The organism is Roseovarius pacificus, from assembly GCF_900142665.1.
Taxonomy (GTDB): domain Bacteria; phylum Pseudomonadota; class Alphaproteobacteria; order Rhodobacterales; family Rhodobacteraceae; genus Roseovarius; species Roseovarius pacificus.
In genome coordinates this window covers 1-25,329 of the sequence record NZ_FRBR01000027.1, presented here as the reverse complement: position 1 = coordinate 25,329, position 25,329 = coordinate 1, and the positions used below count along the sequence as shown (strand labels likewise).

32 protein-coding genes are annotated in these 25,329 nt (G+C 58.9%); 14 read left to right on the top strand and 18 right to left on the bottom strand.

Annotation, left to right across the window (positions count from 1 at the left end; genetic code table 11):
- The 5 genes from BUB53_RS21435 to BUB53_RS21420 all read right to left on the bottom strand — a co-directional run.
- Window positions 1–1,047: Na+/H+ antiporter NhaA (locus BUB53_RS21435; RefSeq protein WP_084729420.1), on the bottom strand; the 1,047-nt coding region annotated here is incomplete at its 3' end.
- Window positions 1,048–1,317: 270 nt separating this feature from the next.
- The gene (locus tag BUB53_RS23395) at window positions 1,318–1,452 is read right to left on the bottom strand and encodes a hypothetical protein (RefSeq protein ID WP_268238483.1); all 135 of its coding nucleotides are present in this window, start codon (window positions 1,450–1,452) and stop codon (window positions 1,318–1,320) included.
- 106 nt (window positions 1,453–1,558) lie between these two features.
- Window positions 1,559–3,196 carry a chaperonin GroEL gene (groL, locus tag BUB53_RS21430; protein ID WP_057821633.1) on the bottom strand — a complete coding sequence of 546 codons (1,638 nt, stop codon included), beginning with the start codon at window positions 3,194–3,196 and terminating at the stop codon, window positions 1,559–1,561.
- Window positions 3,197–3,240: 44 nt separating this feature from the next.
- Window positions 3,241–3,528: a co-chaperone GroES gene (locus tag BUB53_RS21425; protein WP_057821634.1), complete on the bottom strand. Its 288-nt coding sequence runs from the start codon at window positions 3,526–3,528 to the stop codon at window positions 3,241–3,243.
- Between the two features lie 133 nt (window positions 3,529–3,661).
- The gene (locus BUB53_RS21420) at window positions 3,662–3,898 is read right to left on the bottom strand and encodes a hypothetical protein (protein ID WP_057821636.1); all 237 of its coding nucleotides are present in this window, start codon (window positions 3,896–3,898) and stop codon (window positions 3,662–3,664) included.
- A 150-nt stretch (window positions 3,899–4,048) separates the two neighbouring features.
- On the opposite strand from BUB53_RS21420, the gene BUB53_RS21415 reads away from it, so the two are divergent.
- Window positions 4,049–4,786, top strand: coding sequence for a Crp/Fnr family transcriptional regulator (locus BUB53_RS21415; RefSeq protein ID WP_057821638.1), 738 nt, complete (start codon window positions 4,049–4,051; stop codon window positions 4,784–4,786).
- 58 nt (window positions 4,787–4,844) lie between these two features.
- Here BUB53_RS21415 and BUB53_RS21410 read toward each other — a convergent pair whose 3' ends face one another.
- From BUB53_RS21410 to BUB53_RS21400, 3 genes are all read right to left on the bottom strand, one after another.
- A complete protein-coding gene (locus BUB53_RS21410) occupies window positions 4,845–5,033 on the bottom strand; it encodes a hypothetical protein (RefSeq protein ID WP_057821640.1) in 189 nt (62 codons plus the stop codon).
- A 211-nt stretch (window positions 5,034–5,244) separates the two neighbouring features.
- Window positions 5,245–5,658 carry a hypothetical protein gene (locus tag BUB53_RS21405; RefSeq protein WP_234983221.1) on the bottom strand — a complete coding sequence of 138 codons (414 nt, stop codon included), beginning with the start codon at window positions 5,656–5,658 and terminating at the stop codon, window positions 5,245–5,247.
- Window positions 5,655–6,080 carry a hypothetical protein gene (locus tag BUB53_RS21400; protein ID WP_057821644.1) on the bottom strand — a complete coding sequence of 142 codons (426 nt, stop codon included), beginning with the start codon at window positions 6,078–6,080 and terminating at the stop codon, window positions 5,655–5,657. The genes BUB53_RS21405 and BUB53_RS21400 overlap by 4 nt, the downstream gene beginning before the upstream one ends.
- A 273-nt stretch (window positions 6,081–6,353) precedes the next feature.
- Between BUB53_RS21400 and BUB53_RS21395 the strand changes: the two genes are divergently transcribed.
- The 12 genes from BUB53_RS21395 to BUB53_RS23310 all read left to right on the top strand — a co-directional run bounded on the left by BUB53_RS21395 (window position 6,354) and on the right by BUB53_RS23310 (window position 14,659).
- The gene (locus BUB53_RS21395) at window positions 6,354–6,668 is read left to right on the top strand and encodes a hypothetical protein (RefSeq protein WP_057821646.1); all 315 of its coding nucleotides are present in this window, start codon (window positions 6,354–6,356) and stop codon (window positions 6,666–6,668) included.
- A complete protein-coding gene (locus BUB53_RS21390) occupies window positions 6,665–7,009 on the top strand; it encodes a hypothetical protein (protein ID WP_073038017.1) in 345 nt (114 codons plus the stop codon). The genes BUB53_RS21395 and BUB53_RS21390 overlap by 4 nt, the downstream gene beginning before the upstream one ends.
- 107 nt (window positions 7,010–7,116) lie before the next feature.
- Window positions 7,117–8,184, top strand: coding sequence for an FtsH protease activity modulator HflK (hflK, locus tag BUB53_RS21385; protein ID WP_057821650.1), 1,068 nt, complete (start codon window positions 7,117–7,119; stop codon window positions 8,182–8,184).
- On the top strand, window positions 8,181–9,269 hold the full coding sequence (gene hflC, locus BUB53_RS21380) for a protease modulator HflC (protein WP_082647567.1): 1,089 nt from the start codon (window positions 8,181–8,183) through the stop codon (window positions 9,267–9,269). The genes hflK and hflC overlap by 4 nt, the downstream gene beginning before the upstream one ends.
- Window positions 9,270–9,539: 270 nt before the next feature.
- On the top strand, window positions 9,540–10,019 hold the full coding sequence (locus BUB53_RS21375) for a hypothetical protein (RefSeq protein ID WP_073038016.1): 480 nt from the start codon (window positions 9,540–9,542) through the stop codon (window positions 10,017–10,019).
- Window positions 10,016–11,020, top strand: a complete 1,005-nt coding sequence (locus tag BUB53_RS22635) for a hypothetical protein (protein WP_143100573.1) — start codon at window positions 10,016–10,018, stop codon at window positions 11,018–11,020. The genes BUB53_RS21375 and BUB53_RS22635 overlap by 4 nt, the downstream gene beginning before the upstream one ends.
- Before the next feature lie 34 nt (window positions 11,021–11,054).
- Entirely contained in the window at window positions 11,055–11,861 is an 807-nt protein-coding gene (locus BUB53_RS21365) for a transglutaminase-like domain-containing protein (RefSeq protein WP_057821670.1), read from the top strand.
- A gap of 128 nt (window positions 11,862–11,989) precedes the next feature.
- The gene (locus tag BUB53_RS21360; protein ID WP_159437891.1) at window positions 11,990–12,127 is read left to right on the top strand and encodes a hypothetical protein; all 138 of its coding nucleotides are present in this window, start codon (window positions 11,990–11,992) and stop codon (window positions 12,125–12,127) included.
- Between the two features lie 85 nt (window positions 12,128–12,212).
- Window positions 12,213–12,719: a hypothetical protein gene (locus BUB53_RS21355; protein WP_229709627.1), complete on the top strand. Its 507-nt coding sequence runs from the start codon at window positions 12,213–12,215 to the stop codon at window positions 12,717–12,719.
- A gap of 70 nt (window positions 12,720–12,789) precedes the next feature.
- A complete protein-coding gene (locus tag BUB53_RS21350) occupies window positions 12,790–13,098 on the top strand; it encodes a hypothetical protein (RefSeq protein WP_073038023.1) in 309 nt (102 codons plus the stop codon).
- Window positions 13,099–13,319: 221 nt separating this feature from the next.
- Entirely contained in the window at window positions 13,320–14,204 is an 885-nt protein-coding gene (locus BUB53_RS21340) for a transglutaminase family protein (RefSeq protein ID WP_057821659.1), read from the top strand.
- Between the two features lie 296 nt (window positions 14,205–14,500).
- Window positions 14,501–14,659, top strand: a complete 159-nt coding sequence (locus BUB53_RS23310) for a hypothetical protein (protein WP_229709628.1) — start codon at window positions 14,501–14,503, stop codon at window positions 14,657–14,659.
- On the opposite strand, the gene BUB53_RS21330 is transcribed toward BUB53_RS23310, so the two are convergent.
- The 8 genes from BUB53_RS21330 to BUB53_RS21300 form a co-directional block, all read right to left on the bottom strand.
- A complete protein-coding gene (locus BUB53_RS21330; protein WP_073038014.1) occupies window positions 14,640–15,833 on the bottom strand; it encodes a GIY-YIG nuclease family protein in 1,194 nt (397 codons plus the stop codon). The two genes, BUB53_RS23310 and BUB53_RS21330, sit on opposite strands and share 20 nt — an antisense overlap.
- Window positions 15,826–17,874: a pseudomurein-binding repeat-containing protein gene (locus tag BUB53_RS21325; RefSeq protein ID WP_073038012.1), complete on the bottom strand. Its 2,049-nt coding sequence runs from the start codon at window positions 17,872–17,874 to the stop codon at window positions 15,826–15,828. The genes BUB53_RS21330 and BUB53_RS21325 overlap by 8 nt, the downstream gene beginning before the upstream one ends.
- A gap of 175 nt (window positions 17,875–18,049) precedes the next feature.
- Window positions 18,050–19,522 carry an ATP-binding protein gene (locus BUB53_RS21320; RefSeq protein WP_084729414.1) on the bottom strand — a complete coding sequence of 491 codons (1,473 nt, stop codon included), beginning with the start codon at window positions 19,520–19,522 and terminating at the stop codon, window positions 18,050–18,052.
- Window positions 19,519–19,668 (bottom strand): hypothetical protein, encoded by a 150-nt coding sequence (locus BUB53_RS22890; RefSeq protein WP_159437890.1) that lies wholly within the window; start codon window positions 19,666–19,668, stop codon window positions 19,519–19,521. Before BUB53_RS22890 ends, BUB53_RS21320 begins: the two co-directional genes overlap by 4 nt.
- The gene (locus tag BUB53_RS21315) at window positions 19,665–20,099 is read right to left on the bottom strand and encodes a hypothetical protein (protein WP_073038010.1); all 435 of its coding nucleotides are present in this window, start codon (window positions 20,097–20,099) and stop codon (window positions 19,665–19,667) included. The genes BUB53_RS22890 and BUB53_RS21315 overlap by 4 nt, the downstream gene beginning before the upstream one ends.
- 10 nt (window positions 20,100–20,109) lie before the next feature.
- Window positions 20,110–22,857, bottom strand: a complete 2,748-nt coding sequence (locus BUB53_RS21310) for a DNA methyltransferase (RefSeq protein WP_073038008.1) — start codon at window positions 22,855–22,857, stop codon at window positions 20,110–20,112.
- The gene (locus BUB53_RS21305) at window positions 22,854–23,276 is read right to left on the bottom strand and encodes a type II toxin-antitoxin system VapC family toxin (protein ID WP_073038006.1); all 423 of its coding nucleotides are present in this window, start codon (window positions 23,274–23,276) and stop codon (window positions 22,854–22,856) included. Before BUB53_RS21305 ends, BUB53_RS21310 begins: the two co-directional genes overlap by 4 nt.
- Window positions 23,277–23,279: 3 nt before the next feature.
- Window positions 23,280–23,528 carry a FitA-like ribbon-helix-helix domain-containing protein gene (locus tag BUB53_RS21300; RefSeq protein WP_073038005.1) on the bottom strand — a complete coding sequence of 83 codons (249 nt, stop codon included), beginning with the start codon at window positions 23,526–23,528 and terminating at the stop codon, window positions 23,280–23,282.
- A 203-nt stretch (window positions 23,529–23,731) separates the two neighbouring features.
- Here BUB53_RS21300 and BUB53_RS23085 point away from each other — a divergent pair, with 203 nt between their 5' ends.
- Window positions 23,732–24,487, top strand: a complete 756-nt coding sequence (locus BUB53_RS23085; RefSeq protein ID WP_188745050.1) for a hypothetical protein — start codon at window positions 23,732–23,734, stop codon at window positions 24,485–24,487.
- 102 nt (window positions 24,488–24,589) lie between these two features.
- Here BUB53_RS23085 and BUB53_RS21290 read toward each other — a convergent pair whose 3' ends face one another.
- Together BUB53_RS21290 and BUB53_RS21285 are read right to left on the bottom strand one after the other, a co-directional pair.
- Window positions 24,590–24,814 carry a hypothetical protein gene (locus tag BUB53_RS21290; protein WP_073038003.1) on the bottom strand — a complete coding sequence of 75 codons (225 nt, stop codon included), beginning with the start codon at window positions 24,812–24,814 and terminating at the stop codon, window positions 24,590–24,592.
- A 167-nt stretch (window positions 24,815–24,981) separates the two neighbouring features.
- Window positions 24,982–25,239: a helix-turn-helix domain-containing protein gene (locus BUB53_RS21285; protein WP_073038001.1), complete on the bottom strand. Its 258-nt coding sequence runs from the start codon at window positions 25,237–25,239 to the stop codon at window positions 24,982–24,984.
- Window positions 25,240–25,329: the final 90 nt, after the last annotated feature.

The following is a 25,329-nucleotide window of genomic DNA, read 5'->3' as shown; positions in this document are numbered from 1 at the left end:
GAGGCTGTCGCAATCATTGAGGAAAGCCTCGCCGCAGCATAACTGCGCCCAAAAGAGGGGCCCACGCGGCCTGAACAAAACTTTGCAACAGAGCCTGATTGCAAAGCCGACCCAGGGGTGCAGCATCATCTCGAGCCGTTCGACTGGTGAGAGCGACTCCGTGACCGCTCTGCCGGCTTGACGCAGGTCGCGGTGGCTTGCGGCATCTCCTTGTCGACGATCGCCGGCCGGAACGGCGAGTACTCGCCCAAGGATCTCACGCAGGCGGGCATCGCTCACCCATATGCGCGTTGGTGTCATCAGGCCCAGAATGACGCCTGCAATAGTCGCGTGGACGCCGGAAACGTCGAAGCATAACCAGACTGCCGCTCCCAGAAGGAAATAGACCGGTACGCTTCTTATCCCGAGTCGCGAGGCGCCTGCGACGATACCAATCCCCAGAAAGCCCAATCCGAGAGCCGACCAGTTTAACGCCTCACCGTAACCGAAGGCGACCACGAGGATTGCACCGACGTCATCAAAGATGGCCAGAGACAGCAGGAACAATCGCAAGGTGGGCGGGATCCGGCCTCCGAAGAGCGCCAGGCACCCGATCACGAAGGCCGTATCGGTTGCCATCACGGTTCCCCAGCCATGTATGCCGGGCTGGCCGGACATCAGCGCAAGATACAGAGAGACCGGCACGACCATGCCACCCAAGGCGCCTGCGAACGGCAGGGCGGCCTGTCGAGGGTTCCGCAATTCGCCCAGCACCAACTCGCGCTTGAGTTCCAGAGAAAGCACGAAGAAGAAAAGGGTCATCAGACCGTCGTTGATCCAGTGCCGCAGAGAGCGGGTGAAATCCAACGAGCCGAATGTGAGACCGATGGGGGTTTCCCAGAAGCTCAGAAAGCCTTCTTGCCAAGGTGAGTTGGCCAGCCCCAAAGCCAGCAGAACAGCCAGGAGCAGGAGTCCACCAGCTGCCGCTTCGATCTTCAGGAAGCGTGCGAAGGGTTTCGTTATGCTGTCTGCTGCCTCGTGGGGCAGGCCTTGATGAGTATCGATCACGGGAGAAGCATACCTTTTGGGGTCGACAGAGTCTTTGTCATCGCAAAGCGGATGCGTTGACCGCGAGAAGCAGTTGCCGGCGCCTCAGCCGCGTCGCGTACGGCTCAGGCGGCAAGCGTCCGGGCCTCCGCGAATGAAAGAAATCTCCAGTGCTTCTCGTCTCAGAGGTGCAGCCTTGCGCAGCGGAAGCTCTGCCAAAGTGTTATGCGCGTCGTGTCCCGCCGCCATCAGGCTCCGTATTCAGTGATAGCCAATCATTTGGCCCTCTACCTATTTCCTCTTGTGCTCGCCTAGATTGGTCAAGGTTTTGCCCTTCGTGAAGTCGGCTGTTGCAACGACCTTTTCCTTCACCTTCTTAGGCTTCTTCGCTTCACGGTTGCCACGTCGTTTGTCACCTTTGGTCATTTGAGTTTCTCCTAGTTCTGGATTTGCTTAACGAATTGATCCGTGTTCAAGTCCTTCAAGAATTTGGTTTCGCGTCCTGAGGCTCGTGACCAAGGGACGCAGATCTTCACATCATTCCGCCCATTCCACCCATATCGGACATTTCGTTACCGGCGCCGCCCTCCTTGGGTTTTTGCGCGACCATCGCCTCGGTCGTGATCAATAGCCCGGCAATGGACGCGGCGTTTTCGAGTGCGATCCGAACGACTTTCGTCGGGTCGATAACGCCGGCCTTCAGCATGTCGACGTACTCCTCGGCTTGCGCGTCGAAACCGAAGCTCCGGCTGTCGTTCTCGATGACCTTGCCAACAACGACCGATCCGTCGACCCCGGCATTTTCGGCAATCTGGCGCAGCGGTGCCTGGATCGCGCGCCGGACGATCTTGATGCCGGCATCCTGATCGCCGTTCTCGCCCTTCAGCGATGCCAGAACCTTGCCGGCATGAACCAGGGCCACGCCGCCGCCGGGCACGACACCTTCCTGAACTGCGGCACGGGTGGCATTGAGCGCATCGTCGATGCGGTCCTTGCGCTCCTTCACCTCGATCTCGGTTGCCCCGCCGACCCGGATAACGGCGATGCCGCCGGCAAGCTTGGCCAGCCGTTCCTGCAGCTTCTCCTTGTCGTAGTCCGAGGTGGTGTTCTCGATCTGCGCCCGGATCTGCGTCACGCGCGCCGCGATCGCGCCTTTGTCGCCGGCACCGTCAATGATGGTCGTGTCATCCTTGGTGATCGTGACTTTTCTGGCGGACCCGAGCATGTCCATGGTGACATTCTCCAGCTTGGTGCCCATTTCCACGGAAATCACCTGACCGCCCGTCAGCACGGCGATGTCTTCCATCATCGCCTTGCGGCGATCCCCGAAGCCTGGTGCTTTGACGGCCGCCACCTTCAATCCGCCGCGCAGCTTGTTGACGACCAGCGTCGCCAGCGCCTCGCCCTCGATATCCTCGGCCACGATCAGCAGTTGCTTCTCGGCCTGAATCACAGCCTCCAGCAACGGCACCATGGATATGAGAGAGGTCAGCTTCTTCTCGTGAAGCAGGACGACGCAGTCATCCAGCTCGACGACCATTTTCTGAGCATTCGTGACGAAATAAGGGCTCAGATAGCCGCGGTCGAACTGCATGCCCTCGACCACTTCGGTTTCAGTCTCCAACCCCTTGTTTTCCTCGACGGTGATCACGCCTTCCTTGCCGACCTTGGCCATCGCGTCGGCAATCTGCCGACCGATCTCGGCTTCACCATTGGCCGAGATGGCCCCGACCTTGGCGATCTCTTCGCTGTCGCCGACCGGTCTGGACATGGTCTTGATCTCGGCCACGACCGCAGCGACGGCTTTGTCGATCCCGCGCTTGAGATCCATCGGGTTCATGCCGGCCGCAACCGACTTCATGCCTTCCCGGACAATCGCATGGGCGAGTACGGTTGCCGTGGTGGTTCCGTCGCCAGCCTCGTCGTTCGTGCGCTGCGCGACCTCTTTGACCATCTGGGCGCCCATATTCTCGAAATGGTCCGACAGCTCGATCTCCTTGGCGACGGTCACACCGTCCTTGGTGATGCGCGGCGCACCCCAGGATTTATCGAGAATGACGTTTCGGCCCTTGGGGCCGAGGGTGATCTTTACGGCGTTGGCCAACGTGTCGATGCCTTTAAGCATGCGATCGCGGGCGTCGGTACTGAATCGAACTTCCTTTGCGGGCATGATGTGAATTCCTGAGACTGAGGTTGATGTGAAAGGTTTCGGACTCAGGCGATCACGCCGAGAATGTCGCTCTCCTTCATGATCAGAAGGTCTTCGCCATCGAGTTTGATCTCTAAGCCGGACCATTTTCCGAACAGGATCCGGTCGCCGGCTTTGACGTCCATCGGGATACGCTCGTCGTCCTCGCGCCTTCCCCCCGCACCAACGGAGACAACTTCGCCTTCTTGAGGCTTCTCCTTGGCAGTATCGGGAATGATGAGGCCGCCCTTGGTCGTCTCGTCGCCTTCAATGCGGCGAACGAGCACCCGGTCGTGGAGGGGAGTGAATGACATCGACGTGCTCCTTGTCGAGGATTGTCGGGCGTAAGTACCTTGTTCGAATGCCCGGCTTGGATGCGCGCAAGGCGGCGACAACCTGGTGGGGCTATTCTTCGAGATTGCGGATCAAGACCGCCGCGGTATTGCATCACGAGCGTCGAACCGAGTTTCCGCCAGCGATGATCGCGTTGATCAATTCGGCGACGGCCCGGTGGCTTTCTATTTCGAGTTCGGTGCCAACGGCATTCTCATGGGTCGCCGCGGCGTCGCGAAGAACCCCCACAATCTCGTGCTCCGACAGCAATCCGAGATCGTTCATGGCAAGCAGGAGCGCTTCGCAGATTGACAGGGCGGCCCGACCTGCATGTTCGCTCGCGGTGGACATCCGGGTTTCCTTCCTTGATATCGTGAACCCTCGGGAATGTGAGGTTCAAATACATCCGTACTTCTCGCAGGAAGTGCTCTATGCTGGACTGATCCAGAGCAGTGTCCGAGTCGATTTCCGCTCTTGGGTCGCGACACGCCAGGAGCCTCCATGGCATCAGCAGAACACAGCCCTTTGACCCGCAAGCTCTCGGCCTTCGTCGCTCTGTCGGAGGTCGAACTGGCCGTGCTTGAGCGACTGCACCAGCGTCGCCGCTCCTTCGTCGCGGGACGTGATATGGTGCATCAGGGCCAATCGGCCCAGGCCGCATACATTCTGTCGTCGGGTTGGGTCTGCTCCTACAAGCTGCAGGCCGACGGGACCCGGCAGATCGTCGATTTCCAGGTGCCGGGGGATTTTCTGGGACTGCGCAGCGTCCTGTTGCGCACGTCGGATCACAGCTTCGAACCTATCGTGGACATCGAGGCCGCCGAAGTGCTGGCGAGCGATCTTCTCGGTACCTTCGCACGGACGCCGCGTCTTGCGACGGCCATCCTCTGGGCGGCGTCGCGTGACGAGGCGATGGTCGTGGAGCATCTCGTCGGGATCGGTCGACGTGATGCGGACGCCCGCATGGCGCATTTCTTGCTGGAACTGAAATCGAGGCTTGCGCTGGTCGGCATAGGCAGCAAGGAAGGGTTCGATTGCCCGCTCACGCAGTATCACCTCGCCGATACGCTGGGGTTGAGCGCGGTCCATGTGAACCGCGTCCTACGGCAGCTTCGCGAGAGTGGTTTGGTGACCTTTCGGGACGGCCGCGTGACGTTTCACGACTATGGCGGGCTGGTGGAACTTGCCGAGTTCGATCCGGCATATCTGGATCAGACCGCCGGGCCGCTCCTGAAATGAGAGGGCCGCCCTCTCTTGCTCGGCAGGCGGCCCCGGTGATCACATCAGACGCCGGAGGTTAAGCGAGGGCGTGTTTCGCCGCATCGAGTTCCTTGTTGGTCTCGGCGTCGTTTTTCGCCGTGTGGGCCTTCTCGGCTGCCTGGTAGTGCTTCAGCGCCGCGTCTTTCTTCGGGCCGGAGGGCGCCTTGTCCCACGCGGCCTTTACGGACTTCATCTTCTCGGCAGTCTTGTTCTGTTCGGGAGTCATTGGAATTGTCCTTTCCTGGACGCTCCGAGAATAAGAAGCGTGTCGACATGCCGTCCTTTGGAGATCGACACGCCCACACGCTTCTCGGGTACTCGGAAAAATGCACCACCGAATGTTCGGCGGCACGTCTCACCTAAACGGAGTCGGCGCCCCGCCGCACTGACGCAGGTTAGCCCCGACGCCTGCGGCAGGTCGGTTGCCCATGCGCTTCTCAATTCACTGCAGTTTGCTGGTGGGAAATCCGCAGCCATCTGTCGTCATCGTTGAGGTAGGTTGAGGCACAGAGGGCCTTGTAGATCGGCACATCGGGTTTCTCTGCCGAGACGCGATAGGTGAGAATTGCGATATCACGACACCGCGTGACGCGCCGTTCGGCCATGACAACGGTGCGCCAGCCTGTCCTTTCCCGAAGATGGGTCCAGATCTGGTCGCCCTGGAGGATGCCGGGCGGATAGGGGAACACCATGACGGCGTTGGTCGCTGTCGTTGCCCGCGCGTTCTCGGCGCCACTGGTCCAGAAGTGCTCCTCCATGTCCCAGAGTATGCCCTGTTCGTGTGGAGAAAGCGTACCAGACTTGTGCGCAGCATGTGCCGGTCTCCTCTCGGTCGCGGTTGATACGGTCATTCGCCTGACCCCGACCCGCCAACCATGAACGTCTGAAATAGCACAAAGATGATCGCGAGCACCGCCCAGATCGCTCCGCTTGTTCCCGGGCGGCCATCGGCCACCGTCGAGGCAGCGCGCTGCAGGGCACCTGATGTCGGTCCTTCGGGAAGCAGCTGGCTCAGGTCTCGTGCGATCCTGCCGTAATCGCTGGCGAGCGCAGGAACGTCCCGAAATCCGGAAAGCAGCGTCCCCAATCGTGCCCGCGCGCCGTCGCGCCCCAGCATGACCAGTTCAGCGGTTTCTTTCCATGGATCGAGGCCAAGCCGCGCGAGCGTGGAGAGGACCGTCACGATATATCCGTTTCGGTCCTCGCCGACCGATGCATAGAGAAATCGCTCGAACTCGGGTGGGTGCGGGTTGAGTACATTGGGGTCGGCCATTGTATTTCCATTCCTTGGTTGCAGGAACGCAGATCGCCCCTGTTTGCCAAAGGATACGCGCGGGTCGGTCTCCCCGCCCTTACACAGGTCAGTGCGCGCGACTGCACCCCGGGAAGGTCGCAGCAGGTTCGGTACCAGGGACTAACATGCGTCAGCGCCAGTCGGACGATCCCGATGTACAAGACACTAAAGCGTTCGACTGGTCAGGCCGGGTCTCCAAGGTGCCCTCGACAGTGATGAGCGACGAATCTGCCAACATCGCGGAGATCAGAGATGACCATGCGGTCGACCAAATCGACGGTGACGTTTTCGAACCCTTTCACCTTGCCGGGATACCCGGGCGATTTGCCTGCGGGCGACTACGAAATTCTTGTCGAAGAAGAGCTTCTCCAGGGGCTCAGCTTTGAGGCGTATCGCCGGACGGCGACCTACCTGACGGTGCGCGGAAGGGGCGGTCATGCGGGACGTACAGAATTACGGGCGATTTCCGACAGCGACCTGAAAGCGGCGCTGAGCCGGGATGCAACCACAAGCGAAACGAACAATCACAGCGAGGCGGCGCTTTTCCCGCAGGAGGACTTGAAATGAATACTCCCGAATGGCTCAAACCTGGCATCTATGGTGCCGTGATCGGTGCTGTCTTTGTCGGCGTCGTCGGATTTACATGGGGTGGCTGGGTGACCGGCGGCACTTCGAATGACCGGGCGGTGGCGATGTCCCGTAACGATGTCGTCGCCTCAATGGTACCGGTCTGCCTCGACATGGCGCGGTCAGACCCGGCTCGGGTGGACAAGCTTGCAACGATCCGGGCAGCCTCAACCTACCAGAGGCGCGACGCTCTCATGACAGCCGGCTGGGCGACGATGCCAGGAACCGATGCCCCAGACCGAGACATTGCGCAAGCCTGCCTGAAGGAACTGGAACTCTGAGGTCATGCTGTTCAGAGCCGACGATGTGATGGCGCAAAACGGTTCGCACCGTCAAACGCGCGAGCCAGGCATCGCCCCGAGTGCCAAAACTGAGATAGGAGCTTGCGATGCCATCTGATGACAATGGACCGGAACATCGCGGACCTTGGAAAAACAAGCAGACCCGCGTTCCCCCTGAGGTTGACGCAATTCTCAGGAGGGGCCGGGATCGGCTGCACGGCATCCTGCCGGACGGTCTGCCACCGGTGAAGCGTCTTGCAATCGGGGCCGCCATTGCGCTTGCGGCGTTTGGGGCGTGGTCCTCATATTACACGGTGCCGAGCGACTCTGTTGCGATTGTCCAACGGTTCGGGAAGTACGCGGCCGAGGTCCCTCCGGGGCTGCACTTCAAGATCCCGTTCGGGATCGACGTGACCACGTTGGTCCCGGTCAAGCGCCAGTTGAAACAAGAGTTCGGGTTCACGACTCCGGGTGCCTCCGATCCCTATCAGAGCCCGACGGACGGTCGCCGCGAGACCGAGATGGTGACTGGCGATCTCAACGCCGCGCTCGTGGAGTGGGTGGTGCAGTACCGGATTTCCGAACCCCGGAAGTTCTTGTTTGAAGTGCGCGAGCCGAGCGCGACCCTGCGTTACGTCTCGGAGTCCGTCATGCGTGAAGTCGTGGGAGACCGCACAGTCGACGAGGTGATCACCGTCGGGCGCCAGGAAATCGAAAGCGAAGCCCTGTTGAAGATGCAGGCGCTCGCGACCAAATACGCGATGGGCATCAGCATCGATCAGGTGCAGCTGAAGAATATCAATCCGCCCCAACTCGTTCAGGCCTCGTTCAACGAGGTCAATCAGGCGCAGCAAGAAAAAGAGCGGATCATCAACGAGGCCCGCCGTGAATACAACCGCGTCATACCTTTAGCCGAAGGCGAAAAGGACCAACGGATCCGCGAAGCCGATGGCTATCGCTTGAGGAGGATCAATGAAGCCGAGGGCGATGCTTCACGCTTCACGGCGCTCCTGACGGAATACCGTCTGGCGCCCGAAGTTACCCGGCGCCGGATCTACATCGAAACCCTGCAGGATGTTCTGCCGGGAATTGGTTCCAAGATCATTGTCGACGGGTCCACGGCAAGCATCCTCCCGCTTTTGAACCTTGATCGACAGACAGGAGAGCAACGATGAAGACCCTTTCGCTTATTGCCTCGGGGATCGCGGTTGCCGGGGTCGTCGCTGCGTCATCCGCCGTCTACACCGTCGGCGAGGTCGAACAGGCCATCATCACCCAGTTCGGCAAGCCGGTCGGCGCGCCGATCACCGAGGCTGGTCTCAAGCTGAAACTCCCCTTCGTTCAGGAGGTTAACCGGATCGACAGCCGGGTTCTGGAGTGGGACGGCTCGCCATCGGACATGCCCACCAAAGACAAGCTCTATATCTCGGTCGATCTCTTCGCGCGCTGGAAGATCACCGATCCTCTGCAGTACTTTCTGCGCCTGCGCGACGAACGCAGCGCCCAGTCGCGCCTCGATGATATCCTCGGTAGCGAGACGCGGAACGCCGTCGCCAAGCACGAACTCATCGAGATTGTGCGCACGACCAGGGGCCGGACGCCGCTTCGGGACACGCTTCTGACTGATCAGGAGCTTGCCCAGGACATTGGCGCACTGGTTCCCATCACGAAGGGGCGGGCGCTGGTCGAGCAGCAGATCTTCGAGGCGGCGGCGGAGAAGGTGCGCGTCTTCGGGATTGAGCTTCTCGACATTCGTTTCAAGCGCATAAACTACAATGAGAGCGTGCGACCCAAGATCTATGACCGCATGATCTCGGAGCGCCGGCAGATCGCCGAAAGATTCCTGTCCGAAGGCAACGGTGAAGCGGCCCGTATTCAAGGCAACAGGGTGCGGGATCTGAACAAGATCCAGTCCGAAGCCTATCGCGCCGTCGAGGAAATCCGCGGTGCCGCCGATGCCGCAGCAGCAGCAATCTATGCGGGCGCCTACAATGTTGATGCCGTTTCGGTCGAATTCTACGATTTCACCCGAACAATGCAGGCCTACGGCGACATGATTTCCGACGACACGACGCTTGTCCTGACGACGGACAGCGATCTGTTCCAGTTCCTGCGTGGCATGCAGGGCGAGGCAGACCCGATCCGCGATCCAGGCAGCGTTCCAAGCGACGGTGGCGTGGCGTCAATCGGCAGGGCCCGACCAGCGCAAGACCCCGCGACGCCAATCGTGACACAGACGGAGGTCGAAGCATGCCGATAGGTTCATGGTGGAGGGTTTCAAGCATGAATAGAGGGTATCAAGCGGGAAGCACGTCAATGACACCGGGACCACCGAGGTCGGTTTCTTTCCGCTTCTGAGCAAGACACACCCACTTAATTTCCGTGCCCCTAACCTGCGTCAGCGCACGATTTGCGCTTGGCTGGTAGGTGGATGGCAAGAGATGGATCGCGATGAGGCGAGGGCCTGCCTGCCCCCACTCGAGGACACGACTTCCAACGTCGCACCGCGCAGCGAGGAGGACAATACGCTATGACATCAGTCAAACATCTAACCAGGACAGCCGCAGAGACCACCGATCTCGAACGGCGTGTGCTCGCCCATGAGAAGGTGCTTCAAGCCCTGATCGCCTTCATGGCCCGCACCGAGCCGCGATTTATTGATCATCTGAGAGAACGGTTCGTCGAGCCGATGCGCATGGCGCGGCATGAACATGACTACCGCGAAACCGATGATTATGCGGAAGAATTCATTCGCGCCGTGATGCTCCTCGTAGACGTGCGCGCGCCAAACGAGAGGGAGCCGGAAATGACCGACATGAAACCCGTGCCGCCGAAAAGCAGAGGAGCACAAGATTCTTCCATGAACCGGCCGACGCAGCGCAATGGGGTTCAGGTGCGCGAAAGAAACGGCATCTGGGAGGTGCAGGTCGATGGCAAGTTCCGGAGCGACTACCACCAGAAGGAACATGCCCTTGCGGCTGCGGCTTTAATAAAGTTGTCCCAAAAATGACCAACCGCGCCCGCCTTACAGTTCCGCAAGACTTCCCGATTCAGGCGGCAGAAAACGAGGGCATGCCACCAAGACCCGATTTCGAGGATACGCAACCGCGCTTCACCCGCCCCGGGAGCCAAACTGGAACACACTGCCTGGGTTCTTTGAAGGAAAAAACGGCGACTGGCAAAGCTTGGCCTGCAAGGGAAAAGCCGATCAGACAGGACAAGAAGAAAAACAACAATTCGCTAGCACGACTGATCTCTAGGCTGGCTGTCGTGGCCGGTATCATTGCGTCTGTGGCCTTCCCAGTCTTTGCTCAAGACGGCACTGGACCGATGCCAGACAACGCAGAGGCGCGGAACTATGGTGGGGGCTGGGACTGCGATCTCGGTTTTCGGATGGACGGTGCCGAATGCTTGGCTCTCAACATCCCCGACAACGCCTATGCTACAGGGCGGACATATGGTTCAGGCTGGGCGTGCAGGCGAGGATACGAAGAAGTGGGCGATGCGTCCTGTGAAGCGATCCCCATGCCCGAGAATGCCTATCTGCGATCATCAGGTTACGACTGGCAATGCGAGCGCGGATACCGGCAGGATCGTGAGACATGCGTGCCAATCGTCCTTCCGGAACATGGATACCTCACGGAAGACACGTCGGGGTCCGGGTGGGTATGCGACCGCGGTTTCACACCGTCGGCGAGCGCCTGCGTTCCGATTTCGGTTCCCGAAAACGGCTATCTCACCAATGCCGACTATGGTGCCGAATGGGCCTGTGAAAGGGGCTTCTTCGAAATCGATGGCCGCTGTGATCCCGTGGCGCTTCCGGCAAACGCCTTTCTGGATCAAGAGTCCTACGGTCCGGGATGGCGGTGCGAACGGGGTTTCGAGGCGGTGGACAACGCCTGTGTGGCGATCGACCTGCCCGCAAATGCCCATCTCGATCGATCCGGAAACCGCTGGCGTTGCGACCGGAGCTTTCAACTTTCTGACGGGGCGTGCGTTCTTGGACGATAATGCCCCCAAATCGCGTCCGGCCGAGACGGCTGGCATGCGGTTGCGGATAGGCTGTCGCCTGCGTTACCAGCTGACCCAGCCGACGCCGCTCATTGCAATGCTGAATGTGCACTATTCGCGGTTCGGCGATCTGGAGCGTGCAGACTATCTCGTGACGCAACCGAGCGTGCCGCTGGAAAGCTATCGCGACGGCTTCGGCAATTGGTGCACGCGGATGGTGGCGCCGGCGGGGGACTTCACCCTGTCCACCGACGGGATCTTTCGCGACACCGGATTGCCCGATCCGTCAGCGACCGAGGCCGCGCAGCACGCCGTTCAGGACCTGCCCTTCGAAACCTTGGTCTACCTTCTCGGCAGTCGTTACTGCGACACCGATCTTCTTTCGGAAGAGGCATGGCGGCGCTTCGAGAATACCCCGCCTGGCTGGGCACGCGTTCAGGCGATCTGCGATTTCGTGCACAGGCATGTCCGCTTCGATTACATGCAGGCGAGCGCGACCAGAACCGCGTCCGAAACGCTGGCCGGTCGGCAGGGCGTCTGCCGGGATTTCTCCCATCTCGCCATCGCCTTCTGCCGCTGCATGAACATCCCGGCGCGTTACTGCACCGGCTATTTGAGCGAATTCGGTCAACCGGAGCCTCACGCCCCCGACGATTTCGCAGCCTGGATGGAGGTCTTTCTGGGTGGTCGCTGGTGGGTCTTCGATCCAAGAAACAACAGCCCGCGCATGGGAAGGATCCTGATCGCGCGCGGTCGGGACGCCGCCGATGTGCCTCTGACCCAGACATTCGGGCCGAATACGCTGACGCAATTCAACGTCTGGACAGATGAGTTGACCTGACCTTGGTTTCTTTTGCGACGGGACATCGTAAGTCCGTTCGCCAGTCCCCATATACATAATACCGACGCCAAGCGTTCCGGTCCGACATGGACGAGGAGTTGCCGTCGGTCAATCAAAGGATCGATGACATGTCTTTCAAGGACCTGACTGACCGGGCTGCGGCTGCAATGAATCCGAAGCCTGAGGAGATAGCTAAGACTCTTGCCAAGGAGAACGAGTCCAAACCTGCCGGCAAGGACATACCAGCGAAATCCAAGACATCTTGAGACGTCCACGGGCCACGCATCTTATACTCAAATGGGGCGCGGACCACCCATAGCAACAAAAGAAACAAGCGAAAGGACAGCGCCAATGGAAGATCTGACGAGTAAGACTATCGCGGTTTTCTCCCGACCGTTCACCGTTCCAGGCTTTGCTGAAACGCTTCCGGCGGGCGAGTACGAGATTGAAACGGAACTGGCGTCTCCCCCGGATCAAGTGGACCCCGAAGCTTGGAAAGCCTCCGTCTTGGTGAAGCTTCATCCCCGGACATCGCATCCTGGACTGGAGAGAATCCTGACTGTTTCCCTTGCCGACCTCGACCACGCACGCGCGAGGGACAAGCTGACCGGTAATGCCTTGACGGATTTCTTCCTCGAGGAGATGCTTGCCGACCCGATGATCCGTCTCGTTATGCAGGCGGACGGCGTCTCCGAGGCGCATTTGCGACATCTTTACTCCAGGCCCGGCTTGCCGGAGGCGGACAATAGGCAGGCAGGGCAAGTTGCCCCCTCCAAGCCGAAGGGGATACGAAATGGGACGGATGCAGGTATTTCCGGCCCACTCTCTGGAAGCTCTCGTCCCGGCATAGGAGAATGACGCCGTTGTTGGACAGATGCTTCCCGATCCAACCGAGTGCGTTGTTCGAATGGATCGAAGGGGCTCGGTTTTGACCGATCACCCGACCAATCTCGACGGTCACAGATCCGCTGCCGACCAGCGCGAAACAGAGATGCGTCGGCGCCCTGCGAACAGCCAGCCACCCTCTACGCTCTCGTCGCAACTTGGCCTCGGAAGTCTCGAAGATCAGATGCTGGCAGAGCCTGCGCGGACATGGGTCGAAGTCATGGAGAAATGGCGCTTTCTTCTTGTTCGCTACGCATCGACCCCCGAGGCTGGAGATGAACGCCTTCAGAAACTAATCAAACGGGCCCTTGGCGACATGGAACGACTGAGGAAACGCGAGGAGCGGAAATGACGATCAAGTTCGCGGACGAGGAACTCGAGATACCGAGGGCAGCGGCCGACGTTGCCGCCGAGCGCTTCTGTTTGAAGTGCAGGTCGCGCTTCTGGAGCGAGGGGTTCGTTGAGCGCATATGTTCGCGTTGCAAGGGGTCTGCCGTTTGGCGCGCGGCTATTTCCGAGGGTAGCGGACATGGGCGCCGACGTTCCGGCGGTCGTTTGTCGTAGGTCTCACCGATGCCATCGATCACCCTCACGCACACAACCTGCTATCGGTATCGCATCGCTGTTTCACTCGGCCCGCATCGGTTGATGTTGCGTCCGCGGGAAACCCGGGATCTCAGTCTGACGTCTTTCGACCTGAAGATCAGTCCCGAGGCCCGCATCGACTGGTCAAACGACGTTGCCGGCAATGCGATCGCGACGGCTCAGTTCGACGAGATGACGGAGTCGCTTTCGATCCGGTCGCGCGCGCGGGTGGACCTGAGCGCGCCTGTCTGGCCGGTTTTCCCGATCGCTGCCGACGCTGCCTCCTACCCATTTGTTTATTCCAGCGACGACCGGACCGACCTCGGCTCGCTGGCGAAGCCGCAATACGCGGACGCCGCGGGGCGGTTGTCCGCGTGGGTTGAAAGTTATGTCATGTCACGGCCAACAGACACGCTGTCACTGCTGAAGGACATCAGCAACGGCATCACGGCCAGCATTTCCTATCAGAGCCGCGAAACCGAGGGAACGCAAGGACCGCTGGAGACCCTCGACAGGGGTTGGGGATCCTGCCGGGACTTCGCCGTGCTGTTCGCCGAGGCCACCCGGACACTAGGCTTCGGGGCCAGGCTTGTATCAGGATATCTGTTCAATCCCTCGGGGGACCGGGTCGGAACAGTGGGAAGCGGTTCCACACACGCCTGGGTCGAGGTGTTCGTTCCCGGAGCGGGTTGGATCCCGTTTGATCCCACCAACAGGTCGGTCGGCTCCACCAATCTCGTACCCGTCGCCGTCGCGAGAAGGATGGAGCAGGTTGCTCCAGTAACGGGCAGTTTCCACGGCAGACCCAGCGACGTGTTGTCGATGGAAGTATCCGTGGATCTTGAAGATGCCGGGGCGCGCGCTCCTGGATGACGAGACGAAAGAAGGGATTTTCTTTCGATGCTGGCAACAGCCCTCAGGATTGATGGCCTGAAGGATTGGACTGATTTGCTCTACGTTTCTGCTGGTTAGCAGATTTGGCTTGGCAAACCGTATGCGGATGTCGATACAGCAAGAGACGTAACATAAACTTCATTATGCGACTTTACTCTTGGCCGACTGCTATCTCATGGAAGCACTCAGCAAGGAAGGTTCCTAGAAGCGACGTAATGGCTGGTGCGAAGCCCGGGTCTCCCGGGCGGTTGCTCCCTGACTGGGGAGACAACAATATGCTCGTCATCAGCCGCAGCGTGCTCAAGCTGCGTGATTTCAAGATCATCGTCGGCCTTGCCGATATGAGCAGCAGGACCGCCAACATCCCGCTGGTCGAGGGTGCCATAAAGCGACACGCAGCATCCATTGCGGCGTCTACCCCGAAATCTGTTTGAGTTCGGCAGCGTGGGGATCATAGCGATAGCTGGTTATTGTGCCGTCCCTGATCTTTTCCACAGCGTCGTTTATGACAAAGAGAGGTACGAGGAACCATTCTCGCGGGACCACAGGCCGTCCAAAGCGATCCATGATCTCGATTTCGAGCCGTGCGGGTTCGAAAATGCGATGGATCAGGTTTTCCAGCTTGGACCGGTTGATGTTGTAGAGTTCATATGTCGCAACCACCTCGACATTCGACATTAGAAACGTCGGCTGCAGATGCGCGCCAGCGATCCGCTTTTCGACGCTCATATTGGTGACACCGATCTTGTGCACCAGTTCCCGGTTTTCTGTGACGAGTGGATGATCGGATTTGCTGCGAAGCACATAGATGATCCCGCTCGCTTCATCCCCATCGATTGTCTGGTCTGAAAAAAGCGGGCCTGCCGATGGGTCAGTGATCCGGCGTCCGGCGTCGTCCTTGTTCAACGCACGCTGGAGCGAGCGCATCAGCATGTTGCTCTCGGTGCCATTGTCGAAAATCACCCGCAGACGCGCATCCGTGCGACCTTGCTCGTTGGTGATGGTCTCGCCCTTGTCCGCGACATAGGCTTTTTGACCGCTGACAATGAAGAAGCGTCCCTTCTCGATCTCGGCTTTCATCTCGAACAGGCGGGTTTCGCGCAAGCCGCTATCCAGTTCTTTCTGGACCTGCTCGAACAAGGGTTTGAACGTCGCGAAATCCTCGCATTTCTCGCGGTTTGCGACTTCATCGGCGGCCTTTTTCTCGGCTGTTGACCGGACATGCTTCAATTCCGTGAGGGGTGATTTAGCAACTTCCACGCCCAGTTCGGCGAGGAGGGCATCGTCATCGAGGTAATCGGAGTCTGATGCTGAGGGCGTAGGGGTGTTTGCTAGGAGACCCTGCTCGTCGAGTGGGGCAAGGAGGTCGCGGCATTCCTGCAAGTCACGGATCCGATCAAGACGCACGGCGTAGAGGCATTCAAAGATATCACGATCCTCCCCGTGCTGGGGAGGCCGGCCATGCTCATCTGCAAATCGCAAGATTTCCTCAAAACCTGCGATGATGCGTTCTTCGCGTGGTGTGCGGCTGAGCTGCTTTTTGACCTCAACCTCGACGCCAAGCTCAGCAAGGAGGGCATCATCTTCGTCGGTGAAACCCTTAGCCATTGGCAGCCTCCTGCTTCATGCGCGCGAGATAGGCGACGCCTTCGGCCATTTTCTTCTCCCACGGATCAGGCGATGCGATGGAAGGCAGACGGCCCCGCTCCTGCTTGAACTTGACGGCGCGTTTCGCCAGATCTCGCGCCTCGTCCGGTGACAGTTGCACCTTTTTCGCCGAGATGACGGCCTGGACCTGCCGAAGGCTTTCCTCGCTCATCGTCTTTGCCAGAATCGAGTAGGCTTCGCCGAACGGGTTGATGCGATCAATCAGATCGATGTCGAGTTCGCGCACGTCCATTGCGAATTTGCGCACCCCGTCGATCAAGGCGGTATTGCCGGTTGTTTCTGTGTCATCGCGGTTCGACAGCGCGATCTCTTTCGCCTTTTGGGTCAGGTTCAGCGCAGCAACTGCGTGTTGGCGCACCGCTTCCTGATCCTCTGCATCTAGCTCTGGGAACCTGGCACCGACAATCTTGCCCATGCGGACCTGCGTCAGTTCCTCCGGCACCAGCTCTTCGTCGAAGAGACCCCGTTCGATCGTAGTCTTGTCCTGAACGAAAGCTGTGATCACCTCATTGAGGTCCTCTTGGCAGATGCGCTTGGCTTCCTTGCTCTTGGGTTCGACCAGGCCTTTGATTTCGATCTGGAACTGCCCGCTGGCCTCGCTGAAGCCAACGTTCTCTTTGTTGGGGTCATAGCCGCCCTCGCCGTAATCGAACCCTTCGACAGGGCCACTTTTCACGGTCTTGGGCGTGAAGTTGAAACGTGGGGCCAGCACCTGCTCCATCAGCAGGCTTGCAGCGATCGCCTTCAGTGTATCGTTGACTGCCTCGGTCACGGCTTCGGCCGCGGCGTCGGGCTCCGCGATAAGGTTGGTGAACCGCGCTCGGGTCTTGCCCTCGGCATCGCGGGTGGCGCGGCCGATGATCTGCACGATCTCCGTCAGGCTGGCGCGATAACCCACCGTCAGGGCGTGTTCGCACCAGATCCAATCGAACCCTTCTTTCGCCATACCCAGGGCGATGATGATGTCGACATGATCGCGGTTGTTCTTCTGCGTGGAGTCTTTCAGCGCGGCGGAAACCTTGTCACGCTTGGATGGCTCGTCGTCCACCAGATCGGCGATGCGTAAGACTCGCTCGTCGGGCGTCTTGACCAGCTGAAAGCCCGTGATGGGATCCGCTCCCTGCCAATCGCCCAAGGCATCGATGATATGCTCGACCTCGCGATGCTTGTCCTTGGTGCTTTCGCGCGAGTTCACGTTCGGGATGTGAAGGATCGTCTTCTCGGTCGGATCCAAAACCTTGAGGATGTCGTCCGCATAGGACCCGGAATAGAAGAAATACCCGATGTCGAGCGTCTTGAGGTATTTGTAACCATTCAACTGCTGATAGTAGGTATAGGTGAAGGTATCGAACTTTGCCTCATCTTCGGGCGACAGAACGGCTTCGGCATCGCCGCGGAAATAGGACCCGGTCATCGCAACCAGATGCACCTTGTCGCGCGCGACCAGTGCGCCCAGATGCGTGCCCAGCTTGTTATCAGGGTTGGCAGAGACGTGGTGAAACTCATCTACCGCGATGAGCCGATCATCAAACGTTTCAATCCCGAACTTGTCCACGGCGAACCGAAAGGTCGCGTGGGTGCAGACCAGAATCTTGTCGTCGCTCGCCAGGAATTTGCTGACAGCGCCGACCTTGCCGTCATCCCCGCCGGGAGCGTTGCACAGGTTCCATCGCGGTTGCACTGTCCAGTCTGCCCAGAAGCCGTACTTGCTCAGCGGCTCGTCGTTGAAGCTGGACCCGATGGATTTTTCTGGCACCACGACGATGGCCTGGCGCAGGCCTTGATTGTGCAGCTTGTCGAGTGCGATGAACATGAGCGCGCGGCTCTTGCCAGATGCCGGCGGCGACTTGATCAGCAGGTATTGCTCGCCTCGCTTCTCATAGGCACCCTCTTGCATTTCGCGCATACCAAGCTCGTTCGATTTGGTCGAGCTTCCATTGGCCGCGTAATTGACAGAGACGGAAGGAACCTGCTGTGTCATGATGTTTTCCTTCTGAGGGGCGCGGAATCATTCGCTTTGGGGCAGGCAATCAAAACCCGATCAAGTAGCGATACCGCACCCTGCCTATCGTAACAGTATGATTTATATGTATTTTCCAATTTACGCCCTCTAGCCCACATACGCACAATCAAAACCCGATCAAATGTTGTCCCTGTCACGCCCATGAGGGGACATATCCGGCCCGAGGGCGTTCAGCATCCGCAGGACGGATCAGATCAGCATCCAGCGTTGCGCGAATAACCCGCGATGCCTGCGCAGCGTTCTGGTCGTCGATGCCAAGCCGCTCCCGAAGTGTAGCGTTCGTCATCTTTTGACCGCCTACGTATTTGAGCGCGGCATGTTGGTAACACGCTCGCACGGCTTCTTCCGGTGTCATGTCCGCAAAGCGGCGTGGTGCAAACAGAACCACGCGCACGGCGTCTCCCTCCATGCGGAAATCTGGTGGCGGCAACTGGTGTAGCTCAACAGCCGAGATCACCTTGTCGATGCCGGTGCCTTGTTCTTCGCAAAGTTTCATGCGCCGCATCAACGACGCAAGGGCTTCATTTCGGGAACGCGGCGGCGAGTCCAAAAACCGGTCGGGGCTAACCAAGGGGGCGCCCGGGTTCGTGATCTCCATTCGATCACTGAACAACTCGATGAGTGGTCCTGCACCGGTAATTGTCATGTCTTGGTGGATCAATGCGTTGGCGATCAATTCGCGGATCGCTATCGACGGGTAAAGCGGTCGCTCCTCGCGGAATGCTTTACCAATCAATTCGTTGCGGGGCAGAAGGCCGTCGATGTAATCCACCAGCCCCTGAAATCCCGCTGCATAGCCGCGCTGGCCGTCCTGGCGGTGGCTCACGTCATCTGCACGTCCGGTGCCAGCATAGGCCACGAAACGAACCCCTTTGCGCTCTACAGAGGGGCCGAAATCGGAAAGTTTCTTGGCATACAGGATTGCGCCCAGATTGGTAATGTTCCAGCGGTCGCTTACATCTTTCTGGATCAGGCGATCCGCCAATAGCCTGTCAAAGATCCCCTGCCTGTTATCCGGCAAGGGCTGGCCCGTAAGATCGAAGTAGTTGGCGTAATTCAGCCGCTCAAGAACGTCGTCGCCGGTTAGGAACTGCGCTGCGATCCCTGTTTCCCAAGCGTAGGGCTGTAACTTGGCCCAGAGGGAACGCAGGCGTTCCGGATGGTCGGAGAGGCGCGGCGTGGCGCTGCCGATGCGCAAATAGGCTGTACGGTCAAATTCTACCGGGGCGGTTGCGGCGGCGGGGATGGTCAGCAGGATCAGGCGCCCCCCATCGTGATCGACTTCTTCGAAACGAAACTCGATGCTTGGTGATAGGTGGTTCGCAATCCACAATTCCAGCGGCTGCCCCTTCTCCTTCTTCACTGTCGGCTCAAAAACTGTGCCGACAGCCGCATGATCGCCGTCTCGCACCCCCCAGACCACATAGGCGAAGTGCTGATCGGCCAGCCGTGCGGCATTGGACAAGGCAGAGATCAGCTTGCCGATCAACGGTCCGTCGGCGTTGTTTTCCTTGAACTCGATCCAGGTGGTTTCCGCCGGTTTGGCGCGTAGATCGTCCACCAGCCTGCGGGTGCGTTCCGCGCTCATGATAGGGTCAAGGGTCATGGTATGTTCACTTTCTGACCCATCACGCCCGACCGGTGCTTCTCATAAGCGCGTTCTTGCATCGCGCGCATGCCCAGCTCGTTCGACTTGGTCGAGCTGCCATTGGCGGCGTATTTGACGGAGACGGAGGGTACACCTTTGGTCATGACTGGCCTTGCCTCCCTTTTGAGAATTCGCGCTGATAATCCACTGTTTGACAAATTGCAGAGTAGAAATCGACTATCACGCTGACTGTATGTGACGCCCGTTTCCCGTTCATTGCCCTGATGACGGTTTCAGCATTTGCATAGTTTGAAGCCTGTTCCTCCGACAGCGGCCTAGGCGCATTTGCCGTCTGTTCGAGCAACAGCTTCTTTTTCCGCTCCACATCCTTTTTCAGATCATCCCGCAGTCGTTTCTTCAACTTCTTGAAGAGGGGAAGGTCTTCTTCCATCAGCATCGCCTCAAGCTCTGACCAATGTATTTTGTAGAGATAATTAACCCAAGCAACGCGAAGTCTTTCGCTGAACTTGTCGGATGACTTGGCCATGTCACAAACAGCCATGTGGAAAAGATCGCGGTAGTATTCTAGAGCCATGACAGATACCTCATGCGCTCACCTTCGTCGTCATCCGCGTATACATCTCGAACAGTTTTTCCAGCCGTTCGGTGTCGTTGCGGAAGCGGCGGCCGATGTAGATGCGTTCCAGAACCTCGTCGTTGTGGTCATGGGCGGCGCGCAGGTTTTCGGGCATCTTTTCGGGGTCGTAGAGGTCGGCAATGGTGGCGGGGAAATGCGCCTCGCGGGCCAGAAGGATGCCTTCCGCCGCCGCTGTCAGATCGGCACGGTTTTTCTCGGTCAGTTTGGGGACGGGGAAGGTGTTCCAACCGAGAGTGTTGGAATAGCTGAAATCTGTTCGCATCCGGACGCAAACCGTGCCGATCCAGACCCAATGCAGGCGCGAAGCGATCAGAGCCATGTTCCAGAGCGGGGCGTCGTAGAGGGCAAAGAGTTTGTTTGTGGTTGTTTCACGCGCTGTAAGAAGTCCACATGGCAAATACTCCCGATTCTCTGACGAGATCGCCGCGACTGCAATCGCATGCGACTGACCAATCCTCATTAACTTAAGTTGGTGCGCCCGCCTCGCAAGCGCATTAGCTCCTTTATCCCTACTTGCCAGCCGCAACTCGCGAACTCGCTCTATCCTATTGGCCAAAGCGGGAATTCGCATGGCCTCAGCAAGGTGTTTGTCTTCGACCCATATGCAATATCGGACCAGCCCACTGATGAATTCTTGCGAACCGTATATCCGACGCAGAAATCTATCTCTCTGGGCTTGATCCAGCGGAAGGTTCTCAACCTCCTCTGCTGTTAGCAAAAGATTTCCGCCGTCGCTCGGTTTGTTGCCGAATTCCATTATGGAAACATCTGACAGAGGGCTGCGCGCCTTCTCAACAACAGTCTTGGTTCCCAGAGTCAAATACGGAGAAATAATTGTCCCGTGACGTGCAACTGATGCCCCGTCAGGTCCAATCTCATAAAGCACTTTTGTTTTGCTGCTTCCTATCGACAGGCCAACAATCACAACCGTTATGCCAGCATTATGGCTCGCCAAATTGGCCCATTTGAATGAAGTATGCGCAAATTCAATTTCTGCGCCTAGGGAAAAAATCGCAGGCCACATAAGAGGGACGGACTGCCCTTGGCAGATTGAGTTTGTTGAAACGAGCGCTGCTCGACCGGGAGAAAAAGTAAGCCACTCCGCCGCCTTCATGAACCAACCTGAAACGTAGTCCAGAAACCCTGGCGATGATGATCGACCACTAAATATCCGTTTTATTTCTTCTTTCTGCTTTTTGCTCTGCCATGTGTAGCCGAGATAAGGCGGGTTCCCACAGATATAGGTCTCGCCCCCTTCGTTCGCGAAGTCGATCTGCGCCTGATCCAGCGGCGACATGAACAGGTCTTCGGCCTGAAACTTCACCCCCGTCCCCGTGGGCGGGCAGACCGACAGCCAGTCCAGCCGCAGAGCGTTGCCACAGGTGATCCAGTTCTGCGCGTCCAGCGGCAGGAATTCGGCCAGCGCCTCTTTCTGGCCGCGATAGGTCACGTCACATTGGTATTCCGCGATGATCAGCGCCAGCCGCGCGATCTCGGCCGAGAAGTCGCGTAGTTCGATCCCGCGATAGTTGGTCAGGGGAATGTCGGTGCGGCGCAGCGGCTCGCCCCGGCGCTTGTTGATCTCATACTCGATCGCGCGCATTTCCTTGTAGGCGATCACAAGGAAGTTGCCCGACCCGCAGGCGGGGTCGAACACTCGGATCTTGGCCATGCGGGCGCGCAGATTGGCCAGCTTGCGGGCGTTGTCGCCCGCCGCCTCCAGTTCTGCCCGCAGATCATCGAGGAAGAGCGGGTTCAGCACCTTCAGAATGTTCGGCACGGACGTGTAGTGCATGCCGAGGACCGAGCGTTCCTCCTCATCCGCGACGGCCTGGATCATCGAGCCGAAAATGTCGGGGTTGATCTGCGTCCAGTCGAGGCTGCCGATATGGGACAGATAACGCTGCGCGATCTTGGAAAAGCGCGGGGCTTCGGTGCTGCCCGAGAAGAGCCCGCCGTTCACATAGGGAAAGGCATCGGCCCATCGGGGCAGCTTGGCCTCGGCCCTTTTCGGGATGGCGGTGTTCATCGCACGGAAAATCTCGCCGATGACTTCGTGCGTGTTCGACCCGTCGCGGTTCGCCATCTGGTCGATGGTGGCGGTGAACAGGTTGTCGCTGACGAAGATGTCGGTGTCTTCGGCGAAGAAGCAGAAGATCAGCCGCGCCATGAAGTGGTTCATGTCGTGGCGTTTCTCGGCGCTGCCCCAGTCGGGGTTGTCCTTGATCAGTTCGACATAGAGCCGGTTGAGGCGGCTGGTGGCGCGGATGTCAAACGCACTTTCGCGGATCTGCTTGACGGTAGAGATGCCGGCGAGCGGCAGGAAGAAGCCGAAATGGTCGGGGAAATCGGTGTAGCGGCAGGCGATGGTTTCGCCGGTGGTGATATCCTCGGCCTCGAGGTCGATGCCATCGGTGGCGAGGATGAACTTCGCCTTTGCGCGGGTGGTGGCAGGGCTGTCGCGAAGGGCGGTGAGCGTCGCCGCGATGTCACCCGTGGCACAGGTCGCAAGATGGATGTTGTTGGTCTGCAGGACGCCGCCAAGGTCGGACTTGTTCGAAGCGCCGGTACGCAGCCGCTTGATGGTCGTGTCCTTGTTGCCGAAGGCCATGAGGAAGGCATAGGGGAACTCTGCCGCGTCGAAGGGCTGCTCGGCAAGTTCGGAAATGGCTTGTTCGATTTCAACGGCGTTCATGCGGCAGTCCAGGGGTTGATGAGGTCGATATCGCAACCCTCGAAGTCAGGCGTATTGCGTGTGGCGACCGTGGCGCCGCAGGCGTGGGCAATGGATGCGATCTGGCAATCGGCCTGGGCGATCGGTCGCCCGGCGGACCGTCGTGCAGCGGCGATGGAGGCGTAGGACAGCGCGGCGGCGCTGTCGAAGGGCAGGATCCGACCGGCCAGGTCCTCGCGCAAGATCCGGTCCACGGCGTCAACCAGCGCGGCGCGGCGCTTGCCGTTCCCCATGATCGCGAGACCGTAGCGCAACTCCGCCTCCGATATCGAGGTCAGATAGACGTTGAACCCGTCCTGGGCCGACAGCCATTGCTCGACCCTGGGCTCCGGGGCCGGGCGCAACAGCTCGGAGATGACGTTCGTGTCGAGGATGATCATGCGTCAGGCCCGGTCGAATGCGGGTGGCTCACGCATGGCCTCTCGCTGCGGAAGGTCCAGATCAATGCCGCCCAGAGGCGCGACCCGTGCGCGGATGGCCGCGGCAAGATCGTGGGAGGGCTTCGCTTCGCCGACGACGTGGCGCAAGATCTCGCGCGCCTCCTCTTCCATTGAACGGCCATGTTCGGCCGCGCGGATGCGAAGGCGCCGCTTCACGTCATCGTCTAGGTTCCGGATGGTAATGCTTGCCATGAAATCCTCCTGAAAGGAGTGTAATCATCGCAATCAATGCGATCAAGGCTAATCGCTGGAACGCATGGTTTTTACTAAGGTTTGCTGGGCGAGGCTGTCGGCTCGCGATCTTGCCGACCACCGCAACCGCAATACACATCACCAATGTTGCAATAGTATATTTTCGTATGTATGCTGAGTGAAGATCATCAAGGGTCCTTGCCATGCGTTTCGAATTCAAAAACCTCCCTCTGGCGGCCTTTTTAGCTCTCGCCTTGACCGGGCCAACAGTTCCGACGCAAGCCCGCGCTCAAACCTATCAGATCGATTGCGCCATCCTGCTGTGTTTGTCCGGTGGGTGGCCGGCTTCCGTGCCATGCGCACGCGCGCGGGCCGAGTTCATCCGGCGCATCACACCTTGGCCGGTGGAGCCGCCGCTGCAGATTTGGCGCTGCCCCATGGGTGCGTCTTACGATGGGCCTGCCAGGTCGCGCCCCACGGACCGGATCTTCGATGCCCTATATGGTGGTTCAGGAACCCCACCAAACTCTTCAGCCCCGCTCTTCGATCAGGCAGCCGAGGCAGGCGGAATGCTCGGGCTGAAAGGCTCCGACGCTGTCTGGGGGAACCTCGTGCGGGCTGATTACGCCCTCCAGCTCGCAGAAGACCGCGCCGACATCGATATCAGCGGGCCGGAATTCAATTTCGTGCGCTCCATTCGCGTTTTTGACGTTCGTTATGCCCGACAGCACGAATCCGGGCGAGATGGCGACTGCAACCGCAGTGCCGTCGTTGTCCTCGGCACCTACGGGATCCAGGGCGATTTTTCTTGGAATACGTCGTCACCCGCAGCGCTGCCTGCTGCGCATGCCGGTCTTGAGGGATGGGGCGAGCACTGCCCGAGTATTTTTCAAAGATCGGTCTTCGTAGACTGGCGTGATTATAGCGGGAATTACGGCTTCGAGCAGGTCAATTACTGACTGTTGAGTCTCAGCGGAGTCGGGCAGGCCCTTTGCGCAATCAAACCTGCAACGCAGGCACAAGCATACATTCGAGGGCCATAAAGGCCATATTCTTCCATGTCAGTCGTCGCGACAAATCAGCTGCGTGAGAGACGCGAAGTCGATTTCAGCTTTATCGGCATCGCAGAGATCCGGGTAAATCTTTGAGACGCGCTGTGGGCCATGCATATCCCACCGGACGGCCAGCGCACCTGTGTTCCAGCGATAAACCCAGCCGACAATGGTTTCTTCATCGGCTGCAATCAAATTGGCGATCGCGACGCCTTCGACCTTATCTTCATTCACTGTCTATTAACTTCCTGCAATTCGGCGTTGCGGATAGCAGCTCAAATCCCAAAGCGTTTGCTGCAACCGTATGCCGGGCCTCGTTAATATCGGTTACTGTTCTTCCTCGCGGTAACGAATTCACATTGGGAGAAGTCAGCTCCCGTGTTCTCGATTGATGAAATTGCTTAAATCCTGTGGTCGGGCTCCGTGGCGGCTTCGACGATCGCCAAAACCTCGAAGGGGTCAAAGCCGATGGCGCGCGCAAGAACGACCAGCTCGACGACGTCGACTCGGCGCTGGCCGCTTTCAATGCGCGCCACGAGGGATTGATGGCACTTGAGCTTGATCGCCAAGTCCTCCTGACCGAGTCCCGCCTTGATGCGGGCGTCGACCAATGCTTGGCAGAGTGCCACCTGTCCCGTGCTTCTGATTGTCTTTGCCACGCGTCACATACCTTTTGTGACGTCGCTAGCGGATGAAATCTGTTATCTAAAAAGTAGATATATGAGGGTGTTATCGGCGTCTGGTTTCCA

Excerpts from the sequence above, each read along its gene's own strand:
- BUB53_RS21365 (WP_057821670.1), top strand. The coding sequence starts at position 11,055 with ATGCGGTTGCGGATAGGCTGTCGCCTGCGTTACCAGCTGACCCAGCCG.
- BUB53_RS21340 (WP_057821659.1), top strand. The coding sequence starts at position 13,320 with ATGCCATCGATCACCCTCACGCACACAACCTGCTATCGGTATCGCATC.
- groL (WP_057821633.1), bottom strand. The coding sequence starts at position 3,196 with ATGCCCGCAAAGGAAGTTCGATTCAGTACCGACGCCCGCGATCGCATG.
- BUB53_RS21405 (WP_234983221.1), bottom strand. The coding sequence starts at position 5,658 with ATGACCGTATCAACCGCGACCGAGAGGAGACCGGCACATGCTGCGCAC.
- BUB53_RS23085 (WP_188745050.1), top strand. The coding sequence starts at position 23,732 with ATGCGTTTCGAATTCAAAAACCTCCCTCTGGCGGCCTTTTTAGCTCTC.
- BUB53_RS21425 (WP_057821634.1), bottom strand. The coding sequence starts at position 3,528 with ATGTCATTCACTCCCCTCCACGACCGGGTGCTCGTTCGCCGCATTGAA.
- BUB53_RS21400 (WP_057821644.1), bottom strand. The coding sequence starts at position 6,080 with ATGGCCGACCCCAATGTACTCAACCCGCACCCACCCGAGTTCGAGCGA.
- BUB53_RS21315 (WP_073038010.1), bottom strand. The coding sequence starts at position 20,099 with ATGGCTCTAGAATACTACCGCGATCTTTTCCACATGGCTGTTTGTGAC.
- BUB53_RS22890 (WP_159437890.1), bottom strand. The coding sequence starts at position 19,668 with ATGACCAAAGGTGTACCCTCCGTCTCCGTCAAATACGCCGCCAATGGC.
- hflC (WP_082647567.1), top strand. The coding sequence starts at position 8,181 with ATGAAGACCCTTTCGCTTATTGCCTCGGGGATCGCGGTTGCCGGGGTC.
- BUB53_RS21320 (WP_084729414.1), bottom strand. The coding sequence starts at position 19,522 with ATGACCCTTGACCCTATCATGAGCGCGGAACGCACCCGCAGGCTGGTG.
- BUB53_RS21325 (WP_073038012.1), bottom strand. The coding sequence starts at position 17,874 with ATGACACAGCAGGTTCCTTCCGTCTCTGTCAATTACGCGGCCAATGGA.
- BUB53_RS21375 (WP_073038016.1), top strand. The coding sequence starts at position 9,540 with ATGACATCAGTCAAACATCTAACCAGGACAGCCGCAGAGACCACCGAT.
- BUB53_RS21330 (WP_073038014.1), bottom strand. The coding sequence starts at position 15,833 with ATGGCTAAGGGTTTCACCGACGAAGATGATGCCCTCCTTGCTGAGCTT.
- BUB53_RS21300 (WP_073038005.1), bottom strand. The coding sequence starts at position 23,528 with ATGGCAAGCATTACCATCCGGAACCTAGACGATGACGTGAAGCGGCGC.
- BUB53_RS22635 (WP_143100573.1), top strand. The coding sequence starts at position 10,016 with ATGACCAACCGCGCCCGCCTTACAGTTCCGCAAGACTTCCCGATTCAG.
- BUB53_RS21355 (WP_229709627.1), top strand. The coding sequence starts at position 12,213 with ATGGAAGATCTGACGAGTAAGACTATCGCGGTTTTCTCCCGACCGTTC.
- BUB53_RS23395 (WP_268238483.1), bottom strand. The coding sequence starts at position 1,452 with ATGACCAAAGGTGACAAACGACGTGGCAACCGTGAAGCGAAGAAGCCT.
- BUB53_RS21420 (WP_057821636.1), bottom strand. The coding sequence starts at position 3,898 with ATGTCCACCGCGAGCGAACATGCAGGTCGGGCCGCCCTGTCAATCTGC.
- BUB53_RS21395 (WP_057821646.1), top strand. The coding sequence starts at position 6,354 with ATGACCATGCGGTCGACCAAATCGACGGTGACGTTTTCGAACCCTTTC.
- BUB53_RS21415 (WP_057821638.1), top strand. The coding sequence starts at position 4,049 with ATGGCATCAGCAGAACACAGCCCTTTGACCCGCAAGCTCTCGGCCTTC.
- BUB53_RS21310 (WP_073038008.1), bottom strand. The coding sequence starts at position 22,857 with ATGAACGCCGTTGAAATCGAACAAGCCATTTCCGAACTTGCCGAGCAG.
- BUB53_RS21390 (WP_073038017.1), top strand. The coding sequence starts at position 6,665 with ATGAATACTCCCGAATGGCTCAAACCTGGCATCTATGGTGCCGTGATC.
- BUB53_RS21360 (WP_159437891.1), top strand. The coding sequence starts at position 11,990 with ATGTCTTTCAAGGACCTGACTGACCGGGCTGCGGCTGCAATGAATCCG.
- BUB53_RS21410 (WP_057821640.1), bottom strand. The coding sequence starts at position 5,033 with ATGACTCCCGAACAGAACAAGACTGCCGAGAAGATGAAGTCCGTAAAG.
- BUB53_RS23310 (WP_229709628.1), top strand. The coding sequence starts at position 14,501 with ATGCTCGTCATCAGCCGCAGCGTGCTCAAGCTGCGTGATTTCAAGATC.
- BUB53_RS21305 (WP_073038006.1), bottom strand. The coding sequence starts at position 23,276 with ATGATCATCCTCGACACGAACGTCATCTCCGAGCTGTTGCGCCCGGCC.
- hflK (WP_057821650.1), top strand. The coding sequence starts at position 7,117 with ATGCCATCTGATGACAATGGACCGGAACATCGCGGACCTTGGAAAAAC.